Raw genomic sequence first — 21,546 nt, forward strand, 5'->3', positions numbered from 1 at the left:
TGGACATATAGTGGAAAAGAAAAGAATTCTCTTTTTAGCAAATCATTTTATAACTCTTTACTCCTTTCGTAAGGAGATAATTAATGAGATAGTGAAACTAGGTCATGAATTGTATCTTTCACTTCCAAAGAGTGAGGAGAATAAGTATTTTGAAGATCTTGGATGTCATATCGTTGAGACTGAAATTGATCGTCGTGGAGTGAATCCAATAAAGGACTTGAAACTTATTTGCTTCTATAAGAAGATGATCCCTCTAGTGAATCCTGATATTATCTTTAGCTATACCATTAAGCCAAATATCTATGGAACAATGGCAAGTAACGGAAAGTATAAGCAGGTGTGCAATATAACTGGAACAGGTGCTACATTTTTGAAGAGGAGTTTTATAAGTATAGTTTGTGAGATTCTTTATAAATTGAGCATAAAAAAATGTTATAAGGTATTTTTTCAGAATACCGGAGATAGAGATTTCTTTGTTGAGAAAGGTCTTGTGAAAAATAACTATGCTATGCTTCCTGGTTCTGGGTGCAATCTTCAGCAACATGCATTCATGCTACTTCCTGAGGATGATGAGATTCGTTTTCTTTTCATCGGTCGTGTGATGAAGCTTAAAGGGATTGATCAATATCTGCAGGCAGCTGAAATAATTACCAAGAAGTATCCTAAAACCAAGTTCTATATTGCAGGTTGGAATGAGCAGCCGGAGTATATGAAGTTGGTTAAGGAAGCTCAGAAGGCTGGTTCAGTAGAATATATAGGTTTTCGTAAAGATATCGACCTGTGGATAGAAAAGTGTCACTGCACTATTCTCCCATCTCATGGAGGAGAAGGGGTGCCTAATGTATTACTAGAGTCTGCTTCTACAGGTCGAATATGCATCGGTTCAAAGATTAATGGAACTATGGAAGTGATTGATGATGGCAAGACTGGATATCTCTTCAATACTGGTGATGGTAATGATCTTGCACGTCAGATTGAAAAGTTCATTCTACTTTCTTCTGAAGCAAAAGCCGCAATGGGTAAGGCTGGACGTGAGAAAGTAGAAAGAGAGTTTGATCGACAAATTGTCGTAAGTAAATACTTGGAAGAGGTAAAAAAGGCATAGTAATTTTTTATATCATCTTTCATCTTTAAAATAGTTTTATATAGATTCGTCCAATAAGTAGTATTGAATGGAGAAAGAAATGCTTCGGAATGGGATTGGTATCGTATCATGTTAAAGATATACAAGGATGTTCACTCAAATCATCGAAAACATAAGAATACTGACAATTTTATAATTTATCAATTTCAAAAATAAAAAGCCCAATTGGTAGAGTTAAATATATGTTAATTCCATTTTGCTAATGAGTTATTGAAAAATAGTCTAATTATGATGGTATATATCCTAATTTTCATTCTGCTCCTTTTGGCAGAACTAATCTATTTCTGTATCGCCGACAAGTGTAATATCATCGACAAGCCTAACCAGCGTAGTTCTCATTCAAAGGTGGTTCTGCGTGGGGGAGGTATTATCTTTCTGGTCGGTACATGGGTGTGGAGCTTTTTCTATGGTTTCCAGTATCCATGGATGTTGGTAGCGATGACTTTGGTGGCCGGAATATCGTTTGCGGATGATATTCATAGTTTGCCAGATAGTTTACGCCTTGTGGTGCAGTTTGTGGCGATGGGATTGATGTTCTATCAGTTGGATATCCTGCATCTGAATATGTGGTGGATCGTATTTCTTGCCTCGATAGTATGCGTGGGAGCGACGAATATCATCAACTTTATGGATGGGGTGAATGGAATTACGGGAGGGTATTCGTTGGCAGTGCTTGTTCCGTTGCTGTTGATGAACCGGAAGATCCAGTTTATGGAGAGTTCTTTTTTGGTTGTAGCGATCTTGTCCGTAATGGTATTTTGTCTGTTCAATTTCCGTCCGAAAAACCGGGCGAAGTGTTTTGCCGGAGATGTCGGTAGTATTGGAATCGCCTTTATCCTATTGTTTTCGATTGGAAAATTAGTGATACAGACCGGAGATATAACTTGGTTGTCTTTTCTTGCTGTGTACGGGGTGGACGGTTGCCTTACGATCTGCCATCGGATTATGCTTCATGAAAACTTGGGAGAGGCACACCGGAAACATGCGTACCAGCTGATGGCAAATGAATTGAACATGTCTCATCCGGTAGTCAGCCTTATTTATATGGTCTTGCAGTTGGCCGTTTCTTTGATCATGGTATATGCTTTGCCGGATCAAGTGCTTGCTCATTGGGTTTATTTGGGAATAGTGATCGTCTTGTTGGCTGTGGCTTATTTCTTGTTCATGAAGAAATATTATCATCTGCATGAGAAATATCTGGAATCACTGAAAAAGTAGAACGATTGTTGAGTAATAAAGAAAGTATGGATATACAAACGATAGATAAGAATCTGCTTACAAACCTTCATCAAAAAGCTGTTGTGAATGAGCGGAAATGTATGAACTTTGACTTACCGATAAAACCTGATACATGGCGAGTTGATATATCCAAAGATGTAATGACTTTGCGGGAATATAAACTTCAAGAATTACACCGGATTACCAAATCTTTGGTAGCTGTGTATGATACAGAGAAAAGTGAGTGTGTGATGCTTAAAGATTTGTTGGAAAAGGTGACAGCATATACAATGGAAGCCATAAAAAACGGAGGACCATTCTATACTACATCTGAAGTTTTTGATTCTATTGACCGGAAATTTGGATGGAAGTAATTTGGACGGTGTTGTTGCTGTTTCCGCGCTTGACGCGGGATCACAGAAGAGCTTCCCTGTAAATATCTGATTGATAAGATATGTCTTTCTGTGTTCCTGTGTCAAGTGCAGGGATATGTCAACCCACCAGCACCTTATAAAGACTGCCGATGCCTTCCTCTAACATCAGGGTGTAGCCTGAGAGGTCGAACCAGTTGGCTTCGGAGGGGGGCGGGGAGAGAGACAAAGGCAACTTCATCTTAGCTGGCATTACGACCGAACAGGTGTTGCAAGCTGTGGATGTAGCTGTCGAGATGAATAAAGACGGTGCTTTAGGAATTCCTGTTCCTAATTATGTGGATGAAAATGTATCGGTGAAGGTAGTCAAGCTAATTCAGAGCTATACCGGAGTCGTTAATAAAATGGTTTGGAGGAAATATTGAAATAAAAGTCATGCAACTAATTAATTCAACCTTATTAAATGAAGTGACGAAGCAGGCTCAGGAATCCCCCCGCTTGCGTATGAACTGTAATTTTCATGATTCTTTGGATGCTAAAGCCCAGCGTCTGCTGAATGCGTTGGAGCCGGGGACTATTTTACCGATTCATCGCCATCCGCATACGGCAGAGACTTATTTGCTGTTGCGTGGGAAGATTCGGGTGATGTTTTATAATGATAAAAAAGAAGAAACAGAGTCGACCCTGTTGGATCCTTTGGTAGGAAGTTTTGGGGTACATATTCCGGCTAATCAATGGCATACATTGGAGGTGCTGGATAGCGGTTCTGTGTTGTTTGAAGTAAAAGACGGTCCCTATACTCCGTTGGGGGAAAACGATTTGCTGAAGTAAGAAAATAAGAAGGGAGTACCTCCCTCATATCGGCATGAAGTGCACTCCCTCTTCTTATATCGCTTACGCAATAAACCATTTATACAAACACCCGGCCCCGCCCATCAGCATCAGGCTATATCCTGACATTCCGAGCCAGTCGGCTTGGGAGGATTTGTTTCCCCAGTCTCCCTGGGCGAGAGCGAGAGTATCGCCCCGATGCAGGTCAGGGTCACTTCCGTCTCCCGCATCAGGAGGGAGAGGAGGCTCAGGAGGAGCAGGCAGAGGATGAGGACAGGGGCAGTCACCGGCTGCCGGCTTTCGCTTGCGGGGGAAGATGATCCGGGCAAGGCTGGTGAGGAAGTTGAGAATTGTTTCAAGGACATTCATGGGAATTGATAATTGAAAATTGATAATTGAAAGTTAATTGCCGATTAGCCGTTCTATCGACTTACAGATCGACACCAGCATACGCTGATAGGCAGCACGGTTGTCGCCGTTCACTTCGCTGATGTATTTGCTGTAGGCAATCTCTTTGGCGTAGGCCGAAGGAGAGAAGGTGAGCGTGGCAGCCACAGGATAGGCCGAGTGGATCAGACGGGCGAAGTCGAGAAAACTATCTTCCGCAGTGAGATACCTGCGGAACCAGAGGGACGGCCGATCTCCTGTGGCAGACAAGTCTGTCCGGCCACCATCCCAGAAAGGATTCGTACGGCCGTAGGCGGTGATACCAAAAAAGTTATTATACTCCCTGGCGAGTTCGCTTTCGCCCCAGCCGGTTTCGATGGCCGACTGCGCCAGGATAATGATCGGATTCATTCCGAACCGCTCTCCCGCCCGTTGGGCGAGAGGTAGATATTGTTGGATGTAATTTTGCTTTGTCATACTATTATTCGATTACCGGACGGTCATCTTCACCTTCCGGGGGAGTGGTACCCGGAAGTACCCATTTTTCAAAACTGGCATCGCGAACAAGGTTCATTAACATCGTTCCGGGATAGAATACGATATGAGCACGGTTGAACAAAGAGGTTTTAAACTCTTCTTCGGTTGTAGCGCCTTTGCTACCGGCTACCATACGGAAACTACCGAAATCGCCCAGATGAACCGATTCACCGTCGGCAAGGGATTCATTCATGACGGTGATAAAACCGTCTAATACCAGCAGGATATCACCGCGACTGGCTGTACTGTATTTGCTGATACGAGCGCAGATACGGTTCAGATCGACTTTTTTGGTGATACTGGTCTGAGCAAAATAAAGCTCGGCTCCTGCGGCTGCATCTTTGCTCATGTCTTTACGTTTGACAAGTCTGTACTTTAAAGGCATAGATTTAAAAAATTGATAATTGAAAATTGATAATTAACAATTGACAATTGGGGTTGATACTTGAAATTACTTGTTGGTTATCGATAACATTACAAAGGTACGACGGACTGAAAACCCGCAGACAGATAGGGGCGGTTAGGGGGAGTTAGGAGTAGATAACGACAGTTAATTAATCGGTTTTAAACCATAGGTGTTTCGACGTTAAAACATATATGTTTTGCAGTTGAAACATGTATGTTTTCAGTGAAAAAGGTATATCATTTCACAACCTTGCAGGCTATATGGATGCCTAATCGGAGAATGAATATGATTAACAAAATAAACAAGCAAATTGTACAAAGAATAATCGGATTTTTAAAAAGGTGGTTCGTGAAATAACAGGGAAATATTTGTCGTATCCTTCCTTGGAGGAGTATCTTGAAGATGTGAAAAATAACAGCCATTATATTTTATTGCTGGCTTTATTACTGGGTGATCCGGAGATAAGAAAAAAGAAAACGTGGAATGCCCTGGCTAAATCGTTTTTCAATCATTACAGGGAGAAGATACTGGAGCATTGTGGCTATGATATCGGACCGTCCAATCTGGAACGTATCCGGGTGAAAGAATCGAAATTGTTTATCGAGTATATGTCGGGTATGTTTCGAAATGAGATGTTTGAGGAGTGTTCGTATGAGGAATTAGCCAGACTGATTAATCTGGTGTTCAATACCGGCTACGAACAATCCTACATTTGTAATCTGTTGAAAGCCGCGAATGAGGATTATCAGCAGATCCATGACGGAATCAGAATGGAAATAAAGCGGGAAGCCGCAGGGAGAGATGGATTTTTAAATAATTAATCGGTTGAAACATAGCTTGTTGGGTTGTGAGATATACGCTTAAAATAGTTTTTTTATTACGAAACCTGGTATTTATCTTTGTTTAAGCGTTGATATGCGATTTTATTTTTTGAAAAAATTGAAGAATTGCCTATTTATAAATTTCTTTCTAAAAGAAATACTTCTTACTATATTAAAGAGGAACCGTTGCCGGTCGAATAGAACCTGAATAGGAGGGAGACGAAAGGATATATAATTCAATGGCTTTTGCAAATAGAAAGCGTATAACAACGTAAATACTAACAAACATTAATATTTACGGTTATGAACAAAGATCATCAAGACTGTAACCAGGTGACGGATTTCCTGGGGAAAGCATTTATCAAAATGCCGCGTAAGTTATTAAACATGTCTATCCATCCACAGAAAAAAAAGCGTCGGTTGGCCCTTATGTATATGGCACTGATCACGTTGAGTTTCTTTCGGGATGGAATAGTGACGCTGGGAAAAAATAAACATGTTTGCCGCAGGGGAGAATATGTGGGTACTTATTGGGAACTGGCCCGTTTCACGGCTATCAGTCTCGGTTCGGTCGGTTATTACCTGAAGATACTTGAAATGGAAAAACTGATCGTGTTGAATGCAGTAAAGGGAGGTACCCGTATCGGAATTTGCAACTATGATCTTTTCTCCGGGAGTGAATCGGATAAGGACAGCGGACAGGCGGCTTTGACGGAAGAAGTCGGATATAAGATGGCCGCTGTAGAACGCACAATAGGAGGACGGAGCATGCAGGAACTGGATCGTGGGAAAGAAAGGGGGAACGTCGGATGAATACAGATAATACGGATACAGCAGGTATGACTGTTGCCGAACTGGAAAGTACACTGGTTTGTTGCCTGATGACTTCATTGGATGCTCCGATGCAGGTTTCTACGATGTTAAGCAAGGAGATGTTTTCGGATAAATCGCTGGGATTTGTTTTCGGTGTAATCATGGACTTGTACGATCAGGGCGTGCAGCCGGATATGATGACGGTTGAAACCGAAATGCACCGGCAGGATGAGGCTCGCTGGAAAGAGCTGAAAGGGCTGTCGTTTCTGCTTCCGGCTATGCTGAATGTGCGCAATGCGGAGAATGTAATACATTATGCCGAAGAGGTGAAACGGCAATATAAATTACGCTGCCTGATACAGTTGTTCGTGACGTTGAATTTTAGTTCCGCGAAATTCGATGCCGATCCCGACAAGCTGATTGCGGAAGCGGAACAGTCGTTGCAGGAACTTCGGCGCGACACGGCCGGGGGAAAAGTGATGCGTACGGTAGGAGAATTGGCGGAAGAAGCTTTGCAATGGCATACCAGGCGTGCCGGGGTTTCGGAGGATGTGAGCCGTTTATTGACCGGGATAGAGGAACTTGACTATGTAACGGGTGGTTTACACAGGGGCGAAATTATTATTCTGGGTGGTCGTCCGAGTGACGGGAAGACTGCGGTGGCACTTCATATAGCCGTCAATGCGGCGAAGGATGGGAAACATGTCTGTTTGTTCAGCCTCGAAATGTCGGATTTGCAGATGCTGAACCGTATCCTGGCCGGTATGACGGATGTGGATCCGGATCATTTGCGGATCAGCGGACTGACCGGTAGGGAGCTGGAGCAATTGAAAGAAGCGAGCCGCAAGCTGGAACATCTTCCTCTCTATATGGATTATACGCCTTGTAACGCCGTCAGCGATATACGTGCCAAAGTGATGCTGAAAAGCAAACAAGGGGAGTGTGATCTGGTGGTAATCGATTATTTGCACCTGTTGTCGTCTGTCCGTCAGAAGAATGAAACGCAGGATCAGGTCGTGGGGCGCAATGTAGTTGCCCTGAAACAGCTGGCCCTGGAGGCCGATTGTCCGGTACTGCTTGTTTCGCAGATGAACCGGGCCTGTGACACACGTGCCGACAGGGCGCATATTCCGGTGATGAGCGACCTGAGGGATTCGGGTACGATCGAGCAGGTGGCGGATTGTGTCGCTTTTGTTTACCGTCCCGAGAAGCATGGCATTACGAAAGATGAACGGACGGGTGAAAGCCTCGTAGGAGTGGGCAAACTCTATATTGTGAAGAACAGGAACGGAGCGACCGGCATTGCACGGTTCCGTTATAATCCTTCATATACAAAAATCACGAACTATCGTAATACCGCAACATCATGACACATCAGGAAATAAACGATATAAAACAGTCGGCTCCACAGATTGAAGAGGTCATCGGACGGTATGTGCAGCTGACACGGAAGGGCAAAAGCCTGCTAGGGCTTTGTCCGTTCCATGAAGATCACCATCCTTCTTTGGCCGTCAATCCGGAGAAGCAATATTTTACCTGTTTTGCATGCGGGGAGAAAGGGGATGTGATCCATTTTTTACAGAAGATAGAAGGGGTATCGTTTGGGGAAGCGGTGAAGAAATTAAAAATTGAAAATGGAACATTGAAAATTAAATCCGAAGTCAAACCCGGAGTCAAATTGACAAACCCCGTTTGTGAAACAGAAAAATTTTCAATTTTCAATTCTCAATTTTCAATTGAAAAAAACCTTCAGTTTTTTTCGTCTCTCCTTCCTGCCGCTTCCGGGGACTCGGACCTGACTCCGACCTGGCTCGATTTTGGGGTAGGAACTTCACCGGCTATGGTTTCCGGGGAATGGAAAGCGATGCGTAACCGTCTGGTATTCCCGATACGGGATGAAGAAGGCATACTGGTAGGATTTGGGGCGCGTCGACTGACGGAGGTCCCTGGCTCTCCTAAATATATCAATTCGCCGACCAGTGAACTTTATCGTAAGAATGAGATCCTTTACGGATTGCATATCGCCCGCAAGGCAATCAGGGAAAAGCAATACGCCATATTGGTGGAAGGCTACAAAGACGTGCTGGCGATGCATGCAGCGGGATTCAGTAATACAGTGGCGCTTTGCGGTACGGCTTTATGCGACGGTCATATCGTGTTATTGAAGAAATATACATCACGGGTGCTGGTGATGCTGGATGCAGATACTGCCGGAAGAAAAGCTTCGGAAAAGGCCGTTTCCCTTCTTAGGATGCAGGGTATACGGGCTTACGGGATAGAATTGCCGGAGGGAGAAGATCCCGACTCGTTGTTCCGGCTTTGGGGAAAAGACCGGTTTACCGGTTATCTCCGGAAAAAAAATGTACAGGACTCGCCTTCGGAAGAGGCTTTGTTATTGGAGCGTATCCGGACAGGGATACAGAGGTTGTCCGGCATTACGGATACGACACAAAGGATGCAAGCACTTCATCGCCTGAATATCGGAATCGCTCACCTGACCGGTCTGTCGCGGAGGCAGAAACGTCCGGCCACTATGGACTGGAGGTGGGTATGAAACGGGAAGATGAAAAAGACAAGATAAAGTCTGTGGATGAAGAGGAAAGAAAGTGGAAGAACCGCACTTTTACCTGGATGGAACTGGGCGTGTTGTATAGTCCGACACTGACTCCCGCGGCCGCTTCCCGCCGGTTGAAAGCTTGGGTGATGGCGAATGGCGGTCTGATCCGTTGCCTGACAAAGGCCGGTTGGGACCGTACGCAACGTATTCTTACGCCACGCCAGGTAGGGTTTATTGTGGAGGTGCTGGGAGAACCTTAAAAGAATATGTCGATGATGAATATATCGATCCGGTTAAAAAAACTGATTCTATCTGCCTGTTTGCTGTTGATGGCAGCCGGCCTTCACGCTCAATATTCATTGGGAGTGACGGGGTTGTTGACAATCCCGACAGCGGACATGCAGGCAGACGGAACCTTTATGGGAGGGGCTGATTTTCTGCCTGAAGCAATGATGCCTTCCAACTGGGATTATAATACCGGAAATTATTTTGTGAATATAACTTTCCTGCCGTTCGTGGAAGTGGCCTATCGTTGCACATTGCTTCATGGGGAGTTCGAGAAGGGGAGTAAATGGAATCAGGATCGTTCCGTATCATTGCGTCTTCGTCCCTTGAAAGAGGGGAAATGGTGGCCGGCCATCGTGGTGGGATCGAATGACGCGTTTACCACCGGCGAATTGAATATGTTTAAGAGTGCCGCAGGCAACCGCTTTTTCTCGTCTGTATATGTTGTCGGGACAAAGCATCTGTTATTGGGCGGCCATGACCTGGGCTTTTCCCTGGGAGGGAATATCCCGTTTCGTAAAGATAGTTACCGGAAAGGTATTTTCGGTGGAGTCGGTTATAGTCCGGCTTTTTTGAGGCCTGTTACACTGATGGCCGAATATAATGCGGAAGCGGTTAGTATAGGGGCTGCCGCACAGCTTTTCAATCATTTCTCCTTACATGCTTTTTGTTACGATTTCAAGGCTGTCTCTGCGGGGATAAGGTACGAATTTAAATGGTGAAAATATATCATATACTTTGTTTACTTCTTCTGGGCAACCTGTTCTGTTGGAAAGGGAGTGCGACGGTGGAGGATAGACTTGTCAGTCTCGGTATGGAGAATGTAAAGGTTGTGGCACAGGCTGACGGGCTTTGTATCGCTTATGAAGACAATGTGTACCGGGGTACTTATCGCGGGTTGTTTGATGTGATCCGGACATTGCTGAATGATCCGGAGGTCGAAGGAGATCTACGGTTGGTCGTATTGGAAGAGCGGATACCTCAGATTACCGTATCGTTAAGTCGGGAAGCCTTGGTCGCTTACCGGCAGAAAGAGGTATCGCCGGCAGCTGTGATGAAGGGGCTGACGATCAGTTACGATACGGATGAGGTGATGAAGATTTTGAAAGGGGCGAAAGCGGTGAACCGCTCGGCCGGAAAGATCGATCTGGTATTGTACCCGCAGGTCAAGCTGCAAAACTCCTGGATGGATAAAATATACGGAACGGTGTTGAATATCGCTCCGGCAGTGGAAATAGGACTTTGGAAAGGAGCCTCTTTTACCGGGCAGGTGATATTCCCGGTGTGGAATAACCAGGTGGGGGAGATGGATTATATTCGTGCAGGGATGCTGGTGATGCGCCAGGAGATCCGTTTACCGAAAAATGTATTTGCCACCTTGAGCGTGGGCAATTTTAACCAGAACCGGATCGGTGTGGACCTGGATATTTTGTATCGAACCAATTCGGATCGCTGGGCTTTCGGGTTGACCGGAGGACTGACCGGTTCGTCTACATTCTACGGCGGCAAATGGGAGGTGACACAATGGAAAAAGGTCAGCGGGGCTGCTTTGATCCGTTATAACGAACCCTATTATAATCTGCAATTCGACTTATCGGCCCACCGCTATATCTATGGCGATTATGGGGTGCGTGGGGATTGTAGCCGCCATTTCGGGGAGGTGACGGTTGGTTTGTTTGCCATGTATTCAGGTGGGGAGGCGAACGGCGGTTTCCATTTTGCTATTCCCCTGCCACGTAAAAAACGCAGTAAACATAAGGCTGTGCGGGTACGATTGCCGGAATATTTCGACTGGCAGTATGAAGCACAGTCCGGCCCCTGGTATACTTCACGGAAGCTGGGACGCTCTTACAAAACACGTCCGGATGAAAACAGGAGCCGGGGGTATTACAATCCTGATTTTATAAAAGATAACCTGGTCGATTTGGCTGAACGGTCAAAATAGTATCATAATAATTATAAACAAAAAAGAAGACAAAATGAGAACGAACAAGTATTTGGTTGTCAGCATGGCTATGTCTCTTGCTGTGACAATTGGTGTAGGATTTAGTTCCTGTAAGAAAGATGAACCGACTCCTGTCATTGTGGAAAATCCGCTGGATGCGGAGGTCTATTATATTGCCGGGACAGTGACGTCGGAGAGCAATGCTCTCGAGGGGGTAAAAGTCAGTGCTTCGAATGCTGAAGCGACAACGGCTGTGGATGGTACATTCCAGTTGGAAATGAAATCGAAAGACGACTGTGTCGTTACTTTCGAAAAGAGTGGCTACGTGACAGTGACGGCGGAAGTCGGTTTCCCGGCGGATGCTAAAAAACAAAGTATCGTATTGCTGTCACAGGAACTGGAGACAAAAAATCAGCCGGTGACGATTTCCCCCGATGCAGAACAGACAGTGATAGAAATAAAGCAGAAGATGATCGAGTTGACTTTTCCGGCAGGTGCGGTCAAATCGGCAACAGATGTAACGGTGACTGCTTATAAAGAGGGGGCTAAAAAGACCCAGGCAGGTACGGTACGTGCCAGTCTTTCTACTGTAAACTGTGAACCCGACGGGCAGATATTTGAGAAACCGGTTGAACTGCGGATGAAAAACCCGGCAGGCAAGGGTGTCTATTTTGCCGATGTAAAACATTATGTGGAAAAGAATGGCGTGTGGAGTGAGACAGGAGCAGCAGATTATGACGGCAACGGATATTATGTGACTTCCATCGACGGATTTTCAAATCACTCGTTCGGTGTGCCCTGCTCGTCACAGAAAGGAACTTCCAAGACTGAAAATCTGAAATCGATTGTGATTGACAACCTGGGGAAAATGGATTCGCAGGAACAGACGATCGATGTAACATCGCATTTTGGATGGAAAATAGACGGAACGACAAGCGATTTGTTAAAGAAGCAGTTGGCTGGTTTGAGCGATAGCGATATTACTGCTTTATCCGGTGCTGTCGAACTGACTCTGGCATCGTTGGTAGGGGGAGCTCCGAGTGTCGGCGAAATGACATTGAAGCGTGATGTCAGAATAAGCGGCGACATGAAAACGACTGTTTCTATCGTCGAACGGACAACGACAACCGTATTTGGTTTTCCGGTCGTATTCGGAGGGCAGACTGTGGCTTTGACTATTCCGGTTGTTAAATACGATGGGGTAGACCTGGTTATAACAACTGAAAAGGGAGCAAGTCATGGAACACATTCCGGTGGCTCTGGTGAATAAATAATCCGAAACAGAAGAGTATGAAGGTGAAATATGTAACTTATCTGGTAGTCTGCATGGCGGTGTTTTTATCCGCCTGCACGTCTACTAAGAAAATTATTTATCTGCAGGATGTCGTTCCTTTAAAACAGCAGGAGATCGAGCAGAAATATGAAGTGATTATCCATAGTGATGACCTGCTGGCTATTATGGTGAACAGCCGCGACCCGGAACTGGCCTTGCCATTCAATATGCCGATGATAACTTATCAGTTGGGCTCTACTAGTGGCGGTCAGCAACGTGTGTTAGGCTATCTGGTGGATACGAACGGCGATATCGATTTCCCGATTCTGGGGCAGATCCATGCGGAAGGGTTGACGCGTATGCAATTGACGGAGCTGATCAAGAACAAACTGATTGAAGGCGACCTGATCAAGGACCCGATCGTGACGGTGCAGTTCCTGAACTTTAAAATATCCGTGATGGGCGAAGTAGGCCGTCCGGGTAGCTTTACTATTTCCGGCGACCGTATCACCTTGTTGGAGGCGTTGAGTATGGCGGGTGACCTGACCATATATGGACGTCGTGACAGGGTAGGGGTGATCCGTGAAAACAACGGAAAGCGTACGATCCTTTTCCATGACCTGCGGTCGGCAGATATATTTAACTCTCCTTGCTATTATTTGCAGCAAAACGATATTGTGTATGTGGAACCGAACAAGGCGAAGGCAGGTCAGAGCAGCATTAACCAGAATAACTCCATCGGTGTCTGGGTGTCTGTCATTTCATTGCTGACGACAATAGCGGTATTAATATTTAAATAATCGGAGAACCTAATGAATTCTGAACAAGAAACTACTTATTTGAGAGGGGAAGAAAACGAACTGAATTTGAAAGATCTTTTCCATATTGTTCTGATTAACTGGTATTGGTTCCTTTTATCCGTTCTGATTTGTTGCGGAGCGGGCTTCCTGTATCTGAAATGGGCGCCGAAAGTGTATACGCGTACGGCTTCGGTTCTGATAAAAGACAACAGCAAAGGAGGCGGTCTGAGTGAGTCGGCTGCTTTTGAAGAGTTGAACATGTTCAATGTCAAAAGCAATGTGGATAACGAAGTGTTGGTGTTCAAGTCGAGGCGGTTGATGAATAGCGTGGCCGAACGGCTGAACCTGGATATCGGTTATACGGTGAAGGACGGGTTGCGTACGGTTGAACTGTATACCCAGTCGCCCATTGCCGTGCAGTTTCCGGAAGCGGAGGCGACACAGGCTTTTTCGTTGAATGTGACACCTTTGACGGCGACGGAAGTGATGTTGTCGGATTTTTCAACGGACGAGACAAAAATGTTGAAGGTGGCGTTGAACGATACGGTGATTACATCTATCGGAAAGCTGGTGGTTACTCCGACTTTATATTATTCGGATAAATATTTCGGCAAGCCGGTGGCTGTTGTGAAAAAGAACAGGGTGGATGTCGCTTTGGGTTATAGTAATGCCCTTCAGGTTGCATTAGCCAGTAAAACGGCAACGATCATCAACCTGACCTTGCAGGATGTTTCTATTCCACGGGCAGAGGATGTATTGAATATGTTGATCGCTGTCTATAATGAAGATGCGATAAACGACAAGAACCAGGTGACGGTGAATACTTCCAATTTTATCAATGACCGTCTGATCATTATTGAAAAAGAATTAGGAAGTGTGGACGCCGATATCGAGACTTATAAGCGGGAAAACCAGTTGACCGACATCAGTTCCGAAACAGGGATGTATCTGCAGGAGAGCAGCCAATATAGCCAGGAAGGACTTGGCTTGGAGAATCAGGTGACTTTGGCTAAATATATCCGCGATTACCTGATAGACCCGCATAAAAGCTCGGACCTGATACCGGCTAATTCCGGTATTGCGGATGTGAATATCGAAGGTCAGATCAGCGAATATAACGGTCTATTATTGAAACGTGACAAACTGATCAGCAACAGCAGTAACAAGAATCCGGTGGTGATGGACCTGAACAATTCGTTGGTTGCGATGAAGCAGACTATTATCCGGGCTATCGATAACCTGATTGTCGGACTGAATATCAAAATAAAGAATATCAAGGAGCGGGAGGCACAGACCAGCCGCCGTATTTCGGCTGTACCGACGCAACAGAAATATGTGTTGTCGGTTGAGCGTCAGCAGAAAATTAAGGAAGAGTTGTATCTCTACCTATTGAATAAGAGGGAAGAGAATGCTTTGTCGCAGGCAATTACCGAAAGTAATGCCCGTGTTATCGATGCGGCTCAGGGGAGCAGAAACCCGGTAGCACCAAAATCGATGATGATTCTATTGGCGGCTGTGGTGCTTGGACTGGCTATCCCGTCGGGGATTATTTGGTTGCAGGTGGTTATGAACACGACTGTACGTACACGCAAGGATATAGAAGATGCCGTATCGATCCCGTTCCTGGGAGAGATACCTTTACGTGACAAGAAGAATAAAGATGAAATAGTCGTGCGTGAAAACGGGCGTGACAGTATTTCGGAAGCATTCCGTATTGTACGTACGAATATGGATTTCATGCGTGTGAAAGCGAAGGATATGAAAGTGGTGATGTTCACTTCTTTCAACCCGAATGCCGGTAAGACATTTGTGTCGATGAACCTGGCCATGAGCTTCGCCTTAACCAGTAAGAAGGTGATACTGGTCGATCTCGATATTCGTAAGGGTACCCTTAGCAGCCATGTTAGTAACGTTACTAACATGGGGATAACTAATTATTTATCCGGGAAAGTGGATAATATCGATTCTATCATTGGAAAAGGAGAACTAGCGGAAAACCTGGATATCATTCATACCGGGCCTGTACCTCCTAATCCGTCCGAACTATTGTTGAGCACTCGTTTGGAAACCCTGGTCGAAGAGTTGAAGAAGCGGTATGATTACATTATTCTGGATAATGTGCCGGCCGGTTTGGTGGCCGATGCGGCGATTGTAAATCGTGTGGCTGACCTGACCATTTATATCCTGCGTGCCGGATTGATGGATCGCCGGCAACTACCTGAGTTGGAAAAACTGTATAAACAGGATAAATTCAAGAATATGAGTCTGATCCTGAACGGTGTACGCTATAACCATTCAGGTTATGGATATGGATACGGATATGGATACGGTTATGGCTATGGCTATGGGTATGGATACGGGAATGAAAAGAAGAAATAAATATTGAATTTGTTATGTTAACCTGGATTGTACCAAAGAGAAACATTCTTTATACCACATTGCTCGAGGGAATGACAGATGTGCATGCGCATCTGCTTCCCAATGTGGACGGGGGATCGGAGTCCTTAATGGACTCGATAACCGCATTGGAGAGAATGAGGGAGGTCGGTGTGAAACGGATCTTCCTTACTCCCCATATTGCGGAAGAGTGTACGAATAATTCATTAGAACTTTTACTGGCAAAATATTCCATTCTGAAAGAGTGTTGTCCTGCGGATATTGAATTATATCTGGCTGCTGAATATATGCTGGATAATGGTTTTGATGCCCGCAAGAGGGGAAAAGTATTGACTTTCCCCGGTAAGCAGATATTGGTGGAGACTTCCCGTTTATCGGCACCCGAGAAATACCTGACCTTTTTATTCGATCTTATGCTGGAAGGGTATAAGCCTGTTATCGCTCATCCGGAACTGTATCAGTATATGACGCAGGATGATTATTCTTTTCTGAAAGACAAGGGGTATAAATTCCAGTTGAATTTGTTCTCGTTGGCCGGGTTGTATGGAAAACAACCCCGATCGGTTGCCCGGAATCTGTTGGATAAGGGATATTACGATTATGTGGGTTCGGACTATCATCGGCTGGCCGATTATGAAAAAGGCCTGAAAAAGCTCTATTTGTCAGGAAGCCAGATACGACAAATCTACAAACTATTTGATAATAACGATTTGCTTTGGAACAGTGGATCGTTGGCGGAACAAAAATTTTAAAACTGTAAAGATATGATGAACAAAAGAGAGTTGATATACTCTATCGCAGAAAAGACAGGGTATACGCAAAGTGCTGTACGGAATGTTTTGAATACCTTCATTGACACGGTATTTGAAGAAGTTAGATCCGAAAACAAAGTAAGGATAGGTGGCCTTGGAGTTTTTTCTCCTATACTTCAGAAACCGCGTCCTGTCAGGAATCCACAAACAATGGAACCCCTGATGCTTGCCCCCAGAAGTACCGTGAAATTTCGTGCAGCGGATGACCTGGTCAGAAAACTGAATAAAGAGGAAGAGTAGCTGCTTCAAGCTTTCATCCGGTTGACTATTTAACTCTGTATTTTCCGATATTATTTCAATTAAAGTCGGAAAATACAGAGTTTTTTTATGCTGAATTCATAAAGATCCGATGTAATGACTAAAATAAACGAACGTTTTTTCTAGTCATTTATTTGGTGCAAATATATTTTATATTAAATGAAAAACAAAGCGTTTTTTATCTTTTTATTTCATTGAATTACAGAAAGATATATGCTATTTTTCGAGAAGTTACAATAATCATATTATCTTGAATTTTCGTTTCGGAGTAATGACTAGAAAAAACGTTCGTTTATTTTAGTCATTATTTTTTTATTAAAATGTGAGTAATATAATCTGATATAGTATTAATATTTTTCTATAACATCTGATATGCGATATAAAAGTAATTATATAGTTGTTTTTAGTATTATTATGATAATGTGTCGTAGGGTATTTGTAGGGCTTTATAGTCCTAAGAATCTGATTTTTATAATAATGATTATCAGTTCTTTATCTAAATTGAACTGTCAGAATATTGCAGTGAAAACAAATATACTTTATGATTTGACGTCGTCTTTGAATATCGGGGGAGAAATAAAATGCAAAGATGCCTATTCGTTCAGTTCTATCATCAGTTATAACCCGTGGACTTTTGCTGATAACAAGAAGATGAAACATCTGCTTATACAACCGGAATTCAGAAGATGGTTTGGTGAAGTTTTTCAGGGAAGTTTTGTAGGTATACAGGCCCATTATGCGCGTTTTAATTGGGGAGGAATATTGTCTGATTATCGTTTTCAGGGAAATCTGGTCGGTGCCGGAATTTCTTACGGATACCAATGGATGATAAGTCCGCTATGGAACCTGGAAGCTGGTATTGCTTTGGGGTATGCTTATCTGAGTTATGATAAATACGGGCAGGAAAAAGGAATGCCCCGCATAGAAAAGGCGCATACCAATTATGTGGGACCGACACAAATAGGCATATCTCTAATTTACTTTATACAATAAAAAAAACAATAAATATGAAAATCAATCCGCTCGTGTTGTTGGGCTTATTTTTTATTTGCAACTCCTTATATGCAAAGGATATTGATGTGGAGATAAAATCGCAGTCATGTTTTGTGAAAGGTGATTCGTTGATGGTATCGGTGAAATGTATTGTCAATACCCATGATTTCACATCAGACGAATCGCTTACCATTATTCCGGTGATAAAAGAGAACAGGCAGGAGAAAGAACTTGCGCCTGTCTTGTTGAACGGTAAAAAAAGACATCGCATATATGAACGGAACCGTGTATTGAATAAACGAAAAGGTATTGAAGGGGAGAAATATTTTCTTGTCAGGGAGCTGACGGGAGAATCCCCTTGTGAAGTGATCTATAATACTTCTGTTGCTTCCGAAAATTGGATGCGTATGCCGGAACTGTTTTTGAAGGTAAACAGGCTGGCTTCTTCCGGGGAAATTGTCCGGGAAACGGTCGGTCTGAAAGGATCGGGAAGGTCACCGGAAGTAAAGAATACTGTAATCAATGATGTTACACCTTCGCCGAAGGTTTCGGAAGTATCCGGGTTAAAAGCTTCATATATTTCTCCGGAAAGTGATGCGACCGATGTCCGGAATCAGAAAGAATTGAGTTTTAACCTGGAAGAGGCCAGGGTGGTGGCGGAAATGAATCCCCAGATGCTTTCTTTACGCGAATTGTATATGGTGGCGTTGAGCTATAAAAATGAACCGGGGAAATTTTATCAGATAATGGAAACGAGTGTAAAGATTTACCCGGCTCATCCGGTTGCCAATCTGAATGCGGCAGCGGCTGCTATCGAGCAGGGGAACTGGCAGGCAGCCGGGGAGTATCTGCGGATGGCACCCCATGAAACCCTGGCTTATAAAAATTGCAAAGGGGTGTATGAGTTGATGACCGGAAATCTGTATGAAGGCATTCGTCTGCTGAAAGCGGCAAAAGCGGAAGGATCGGAAGAGGCCGGTATGAATTTGGCTGCGTTTTTTGAGAATAATAAACGTCATTGAATGTATAATTATTTACTAAGTGCTTTTATCATATGAAAAACAACTTTTTTGTAAAATCAGCAGGACTGTTATGCCTGGTATTGGGCTTGTCGGGATGTATTAACGATGCAGATGTATTACCGGAAGATAATTCCGGCTTTGTAGACGAGGGAGAAGGAAATGTCCGGTTCGCTTTTGTCGTTCCTAACAGTTCTTCGACCAAAGCCGGTGGGGCGGAAACTTCGGGTATTTATGAAACCGGTACTGCCAATGAGTATAATGTAAAGTCGCTTACCGTTTATCTGTTCAATTCGGATACGAAGGCTTTATATAAAAAGATCTCGTTGGAGAATATAACCCGTACGGCAGGACCGCAGGTTTCGGAAAATGCTTCTTCCGGAAACCAGAGTGAACATATCGTAAAGTACACGGCTAACAGGGTCTTGATAGATCCGGGTACGTATGATGTTTTTACGGTTGCCAACGGGGATGTGACAGGTTCTTTCAATACGGAGAATGAGTTTATCAACCTGGTGGACAGATCCACCTATAAAGACGGCTTCGGGGTTTTGACCGAGGATGGTACTTTATTGATGACAGGGCGTGCCGACAATAGCGGTTTATATGAGGGTACTACGGATTCGAATTTGAAAGTGACTGTCCGTGAGATTTTACCGTCGGAAGATCCTACTATTATAACTATAAATCTGGAACGGGCTATGGCTAAAGTATTGGTCGGACAGTCGAAAGAGAAATACGATCTGACGACCGGCGATGGCGATAAATATGTTTCCATCAGCCTGTCCGGATTCCAGTACATCAACTTAAGCCGTTGGTTTTACACCTTCCGTCATACGGCAGTCCTGACGGCAAACCGGGTTCCTTCTTCCTATACCATTACAAACGGAAATTTCGGGGAGATAAATCCTGTTAACGGGTATGTGATCGATCCTTATTTCTTCTCGAAAACGATAGATGGGGCTACCGATTTCGATAATACGGACGGATATTATGCTTATCCATTGAAGACGGTTGCAGAAAACTGGCAGTCTGTACCGGTTAATTCGTTCCATGGTTTTTACTGTCTTGAAAACTGTATGTTTAAAACGAACCAATTGAATGCTTATTCCACCGGAGTCCGGTTTAAGGCCAGTTTTACACCTGAGACTCTTTGGGGAGAGAATAAGGAGACGACTGATGCGAGACCTGATGTTATCTATTATGCGAACTATAAATTTTATACCGGCATCCAGGCAATGAAAGATGCCGGATTCAAATTGGATGGTATTACGGAAGGATCGACCGATGAAGAGCTGGCAAAAGTGTTTGTGAAACGTTACCGGAAAGATCCGGAGGTGTCGAGCTACTATTGCTATTATAATTACTGGATCAGACATCTGGATAATAATAAGGAGAATGAGATGGGAGTCATGGAGTTTGCGATTGTACGCAACAATATTTATCGTTTGCTGGTGACCAATATCTCTGGACTCGGCACGGGAACTCCGGAGATCGATCCGGAAAAACCGGATGAATATGAAGCTTATCTGAAAATGGATTTTAATGTGTTACCCTGGATTGTCCGGAATCAGGGAGGAGACGGAGGCGCAACCCTTAAATAAGTATATATTGTTGTTCAGGAGACAGTGATTGTTTCCATGAAAACAGGCCAGGTAGCCACGGTTTATTCCGTGGCTATTTTTTTATTGCAATAACAATATCAGAACCACTTGATCCTCTTGAAGATAAAGAATGCCAGTGCCGACAGGGTGATGGAAAAGAGTACGATCACGACAAATCCGTGCGGTAGTTCTTCTACATAGTTGATCACATTCATGCCGTAGAAGCTGGCTATCAGTGTCGGAACCATCAGGATGATCGATATGGAGGTCATGCGTTTCATGATGGTGTTCACATTGTTGGAGATGATGGAGGCGAAGGCATCCATCGTTCCGGTAAGGATATCGCTGTAAATGTTCACTGTGAGATGCGCCTGCTTCAACTCGGTTTCCACATCTTCCACCAGTTCGGCATCCATATACATCGGTTCCTGGAAAATACTTTGCAGCTTCGAGAGCATCACTTCATTTCCACGGATGGACGTATTGAAATAAACCATACTTTTCTCCAGCTTCATCAACCGCAGCAGGTCTTCGTTACGGATACTTTTCTCCAGCGCTTTTTCGGCACGTGCCACTTCGTTGTTGATCTGTTTCAGATATTTCAGGAACCAGACGGCAGACGAATGGATCAGTCGCAGGATCAGGTCGTATTTGTGACGTACGACGAGTTCTTTGCGCCGACTGTAACGAATGAAATCGGGCAATAATTCCGTCTTATGATAACAGACGGAGATAATGATCTCGTTATTCGTGATGATGCCGATCGGGACAGTTGTGAAAGGTATGCCGCTTTCGGTGCTCTGTACCGGGATACGCAGGATCGTCAGCAACCAGTTCCCTTCATACTCGATACGCGGACGTTCGTCGGTATCCTCGATATCGCTCAGGAATGATTGGGGTACGTGAAATTGGTTTAAAAGGTATTGGATATCTTCAGGGGTAGGGCATTCTACATTTACCCAGCAGTCGGGAAGCCACTTGTCTTTTTCCACAAAGCCGGCTTCACAATAAAGAAACGATCTCATTATTGCCTCCTTTCGTTGTTGATACGAACAGAGGTAATAAGAAACCTCCG

The 21,546-nt window shown here is 44.2% G+C and carries 23 protein-coding genes and 1 pseudogene; 20 read left to right on the top strand and 4 right to left on the bottom strand.

Annotation, left to right across the window (positions count from 1 at the left end; translation table 11 throughout):
- The first annotated feature begins 10 nt into the window (after positions 1 to 10).
- From M1P97_RS26370 to M1P97_RS11005, 5 genes and pseudogenes are all read left to right on the top strand, one after another.
- Positions 11 to 1,105: a glycosyltransferase family 4 protein gene (locus M1P97_RS26370; RefSeq protein WP_249389093.1), complete on the top strand. Its 1,095-nt coding sequence runs from the start codon at positions 11 to 13 to the stop codon at positions 1,103 to 1,105.
- 267 nt (positions 1,106 to 1,372) lie between these two features.
- Positions 1,373 to 2,362 (top strand): MraY family glycosyltransferase, encoded by a 990-nt coding sequence (locus M1P97_RS10990; RefSeq protein WP_249389094.1) that lies wholly within the window; start codon positions 1,373 to 1,375, stop codon positions 2,360 to 2,362.
- A 26-nt stretch (positions 2,363 to 2,388) separates the two neighbouring features.
- Positions 2,389 to 2,736 (top strand): hypothetical protein, encoded by a 348-nt coding sequence (locus M1P97_RS10995; RefSeq protein WP_249389095.1) that lies wholly within the window; start codon positions 2,389 to 2,391, stop codon positions 2,734 to 2,736.
- Positions 2,737 to 2,957: 221 nt separating this feature from the next.
- Positions 2,958 to 3,158, top strand: a pseudogene (locus M1P97_RS11000) (UDP-N-acetylglucosamine 2-epimerase (non-hydrolyzing)); the annotation flags it as partial.
- A gap of 10 nt (positions 3,159 to 3,168) precedes the next feature.
- Complete coding sequence (locus M1P97_RS11005) at positions 3,169 to 3,564, top strand: WbuC family cupin fold metalloprotein (protein WP_122373262.1); 396 nt, start codon at positions 3,169 to 3,171, stop codon at positions 3,562 to 3,564.
- A gap of 63 nt (positions 3,565 to 3,627) precedes the next feature.
- On the opposite strand, the gene M1P97_RS11010 is transcribed toward M1P97_RS11005, so the two are convergent.
- From M1P97_RS11010 to M1P97_RS11020, 3 genes are read right to left on the bottom strand one after another with little or no spacing between them, the layout of a single operon-like run.
- A complete protein-coding gene (locus M1P97_RS11010; protein WP_229058390.1) occupies positions 3,628 to 3,933 on the bottom strand; it encodes a hypothetical protein in 306 nt (101 codons plus the stop codon).
- A 33-nt stretch (positions 3,934 to 3,966) separates the two neighbouring features.
- Entirely contained in the window at positions 3,967 to 4,428 is a 462-nt protein-coding gene (locus M1P97_RS11015) for a glucosaminidase domain-containing protein (protein ID WP_249389096.1), read from the bottom strand.
- Between the two features lie 4 nt (positions 4,429 to 4,432).
- The gene (locus M1P97_RS11020; protein WP_195371680.1) at positions 4,433 to 4,873 is read right to left on the bottom strand and encodes an HU family DNA-binding protein; all 441 of its coding nucleotides are present in this window, start codon (positions 4,871 to 4,873) and stop codon (positions 4,433 to 4,435) included.
- A gap of 389 nt (positions 4,874 to 5,262) precedes the next feature.
- On the opposite strand from M1P97_RS11020, the gene M1P97_RS11025 reads away from it, so the two are divergent.
- The 15 genes from M1P97_RS11025 to M1P97_RS11095 all read left to right on the top strand — a co-directional run bounded on the left by M1P97_RS11025 (position 5,263) and on the right by M1P97_RS11095 (position 20,471).
- Positions 5,263 to 5,715, top strand: coding sequence for a hypothetical protein (locus tag M1P97_RS11025; RefSeq protein ID WP_249389097.1), 453 nt, complete (start codon positions 5,263 to 5,265; stop codon positions 5,713 to 5,715).
- Positions 5,716 to 6,018: 303 nt separating this feature from the next.
- Positions 6,019 to 6,528 (top strand): hypothetical protein, encoded by a 510-nt coding sequence (locus tag M1P97_RS11030; RefSeq protein WP_195371676.1) that lies wholly within the window; start codon positions 6,019 to 6,021, stop codon positions 6,526 to 6,528.
- Positions 6,525 to 7,898: a replicative DNA helicase gene (locus tag M1P97_RS11035; protein ID WP_249389098.1), complete on the top strand. Its 1,374-nt coding sequence runs from the start codon at positions 6,525 to 6,527 to the stop codon at positions 7,896 to 7,898. Before M1P97_RS11030 ends, M1P97_RS11035 begins: the two co-directional genes overlap by 4 nt.
- The gene (locus M1P97_RS11040; RefSeq protein ID WP_249389099.1) at positions 7,895 to 9,082 is read left to right on the top strand and encodes a DNA primase; all 1,188 of its coding nucleotides are present in this window, start codon (positions 7,895 to 7,897) and stop codon (positions 9,080 to 9,082) included. The genes M1P97_RS11035 and M1P97_RS11040 overlap by 4 nt, the downstream gene beginning before the upstream one ends.
- Positions 9,079 to 9,345, top strand: coding sequence for a DUF4248 domain-containing protein (locus M1P97_RS11045; RefSeq protein WP_249389100.1), 267 nt, complete (start codon positions 9,079 to 9,081; stop codon positions 9,343 to 9,345). Before M1P97_RS11040 ends, M1P97_RS11045 begins: the two co-directional genes overlap by 4 nt.
- Positions 9,346 to 9,357: 12 nt before the next feature.
- Complete coding sequence (locus M1P97_RS11050; protein WP_249389101.1) at positions 9,358 to 10,092, top strand: YjbH domain-containing protein; 735 nt, start codon at positions 9,358 to 9,360, stop codon at positions 10,090 to 10,092.
- A complete protein-coding gene (locus M1P97_RS11055; protein ID WP_249389102.1) occupies positions 10,086 to 11,315 on the top strand; it encodes a YjbH domain-containing protein in 1,230 nt (409 codons plus the stop codon). The genes M1P97_RS11050 and M1P97_RS11055 overlap by 7 nt, the downstream gene beginning before the upstream one ends.
- Positions 11,316 to 11,349: 34 nt before the next feature.
- Complete coding sequence (locus M1P97_RS11060) at positions 11,350 to 12,585, top strand: carboxypeptidase-like regulatory domain-containing protein (RefSeq protein WP_249389103.1); 1,236 nt, start codon at positions 11,350 to 11,352, stop codon at positions 12,583 to 12,585.
- Positions 12,586 to 12,605: 20 nt separating this feature from the next.
- The gene (locus tag M1P97_RS11065; RefSeq protein ID WP_195371665.1) at positions 12,606 to 13,388 is read left to right on the top strand and encodes a polysaccharide biosynthesis/export family protein; all 783 of its coding nucleotides are present in this window, start codon (positions 12,606 to 12,608) and stop codon (positions 13,386 to 13,388) included.
- 12 nt (positions 13,389 to 13,400) lie between these two features.
- A complete protein-coding gene (locus tag M1P97_RS11070) occupies positions 13,401 to 15,767 on the top strand; it encodes a GumC family protein (protein WP_249389104.1) in 2,367 nt (788 codons plus the stop codon).
- A gap of 14 nt (positions 15,768 to 15,781) precedes the next feature.
- Positions 15,782 to 16,537, top strand: a complete 756-nt coding sequence (locus M1P97_RS11075; RefSeq protein WP_195371661.1) for a tyrosine-protein phosphatase — start codon at positions 15,782 to 15,784, stop codon at positions 16,535 to 16,537.
- 12 nt (positions 16,538 to 16,549) lie between these two features.
- The gene (locus M1P97_RS11080; RefSeq protein ID WP_195371659.1) at positions 16,550 to 16,837 is read left to right on the top strand and encodes an HU family DNA-binding protein; all 288 of its coding nucleotides are present in this window, start codon (positions 16,550 to 16,552) and stop codon (positions 16,835 to 16,837) included.
- 495 nt (positions 16,838 to 17,332) lie between these two features.
- Positions 17,333 to 17,848 carry a DUF3575 domain-containing protein gene (locus M1P97_RS11085; protein ID WP_249389105.1) on the top strand — a complete coding sequence of 172 codons (516 nt, stop codon included), beginning with the start codon at positions 17,333 to 17,335 and terminating at the stop codon, positions 17,846 to 17,848.
- 14 nt (positions 17,849 to 17,862) lie between these two features.
- A complete protein-coding gene (locus M1P97_RS11090; RefSeq protein WP_249389106.1) occupies positions 17,863 to 18,870 on the top strand; it encodes a DUF3868 domain-containing protein in 1,008 nt (335 codons plus the stop codon).
- A gap of 32 nt (positions 18,871 to 18,902) precedes the next feature.
- Positions 18,903 to 20,471: an Mfa1 family fimbria major subunit gene (locus M1P97_RS11095; RefSeq protein WP_195371656.1), complete on the top strand. Its 1,569-nt coding sequence runs from the start codon at positions 18,903 to 18,905 to the stop codon at positions 20,469 to 20,471.
- Positions 20,472 to 20,569: 98 nt separating this feature from the next.
- Here the strand turns inward: M1P97_RS11095 and M1P97_RS11100 are convergent, their stop codons facing one another.
- The gene (locus tag M1P97_RS11100) at positions 20,570 to 21,496 is read right to left on the bottom strand and encodes a magnesium transporter CorA family protein (RefSeq protein WP_195371654.1); all 927 of its coding nucleotides are present in this window, start codon (positions 21,494 to 21,496) and stop codon (positions 20,570 to 20,572) included.
- Between the last annotated feature and the right edge of the window lie 50 nt (positions 21,497 to 21,546).

This window comes from Parabacteroides leei, assembly GCF_023369805.1.
GTDB classification, from domain to species: domain Bacteria; phylum Bacteroidota; class Bacteroidia; order Bacteroidales; family Tannerellaceae; genus Parabacteroides; species Parabacteroides leei.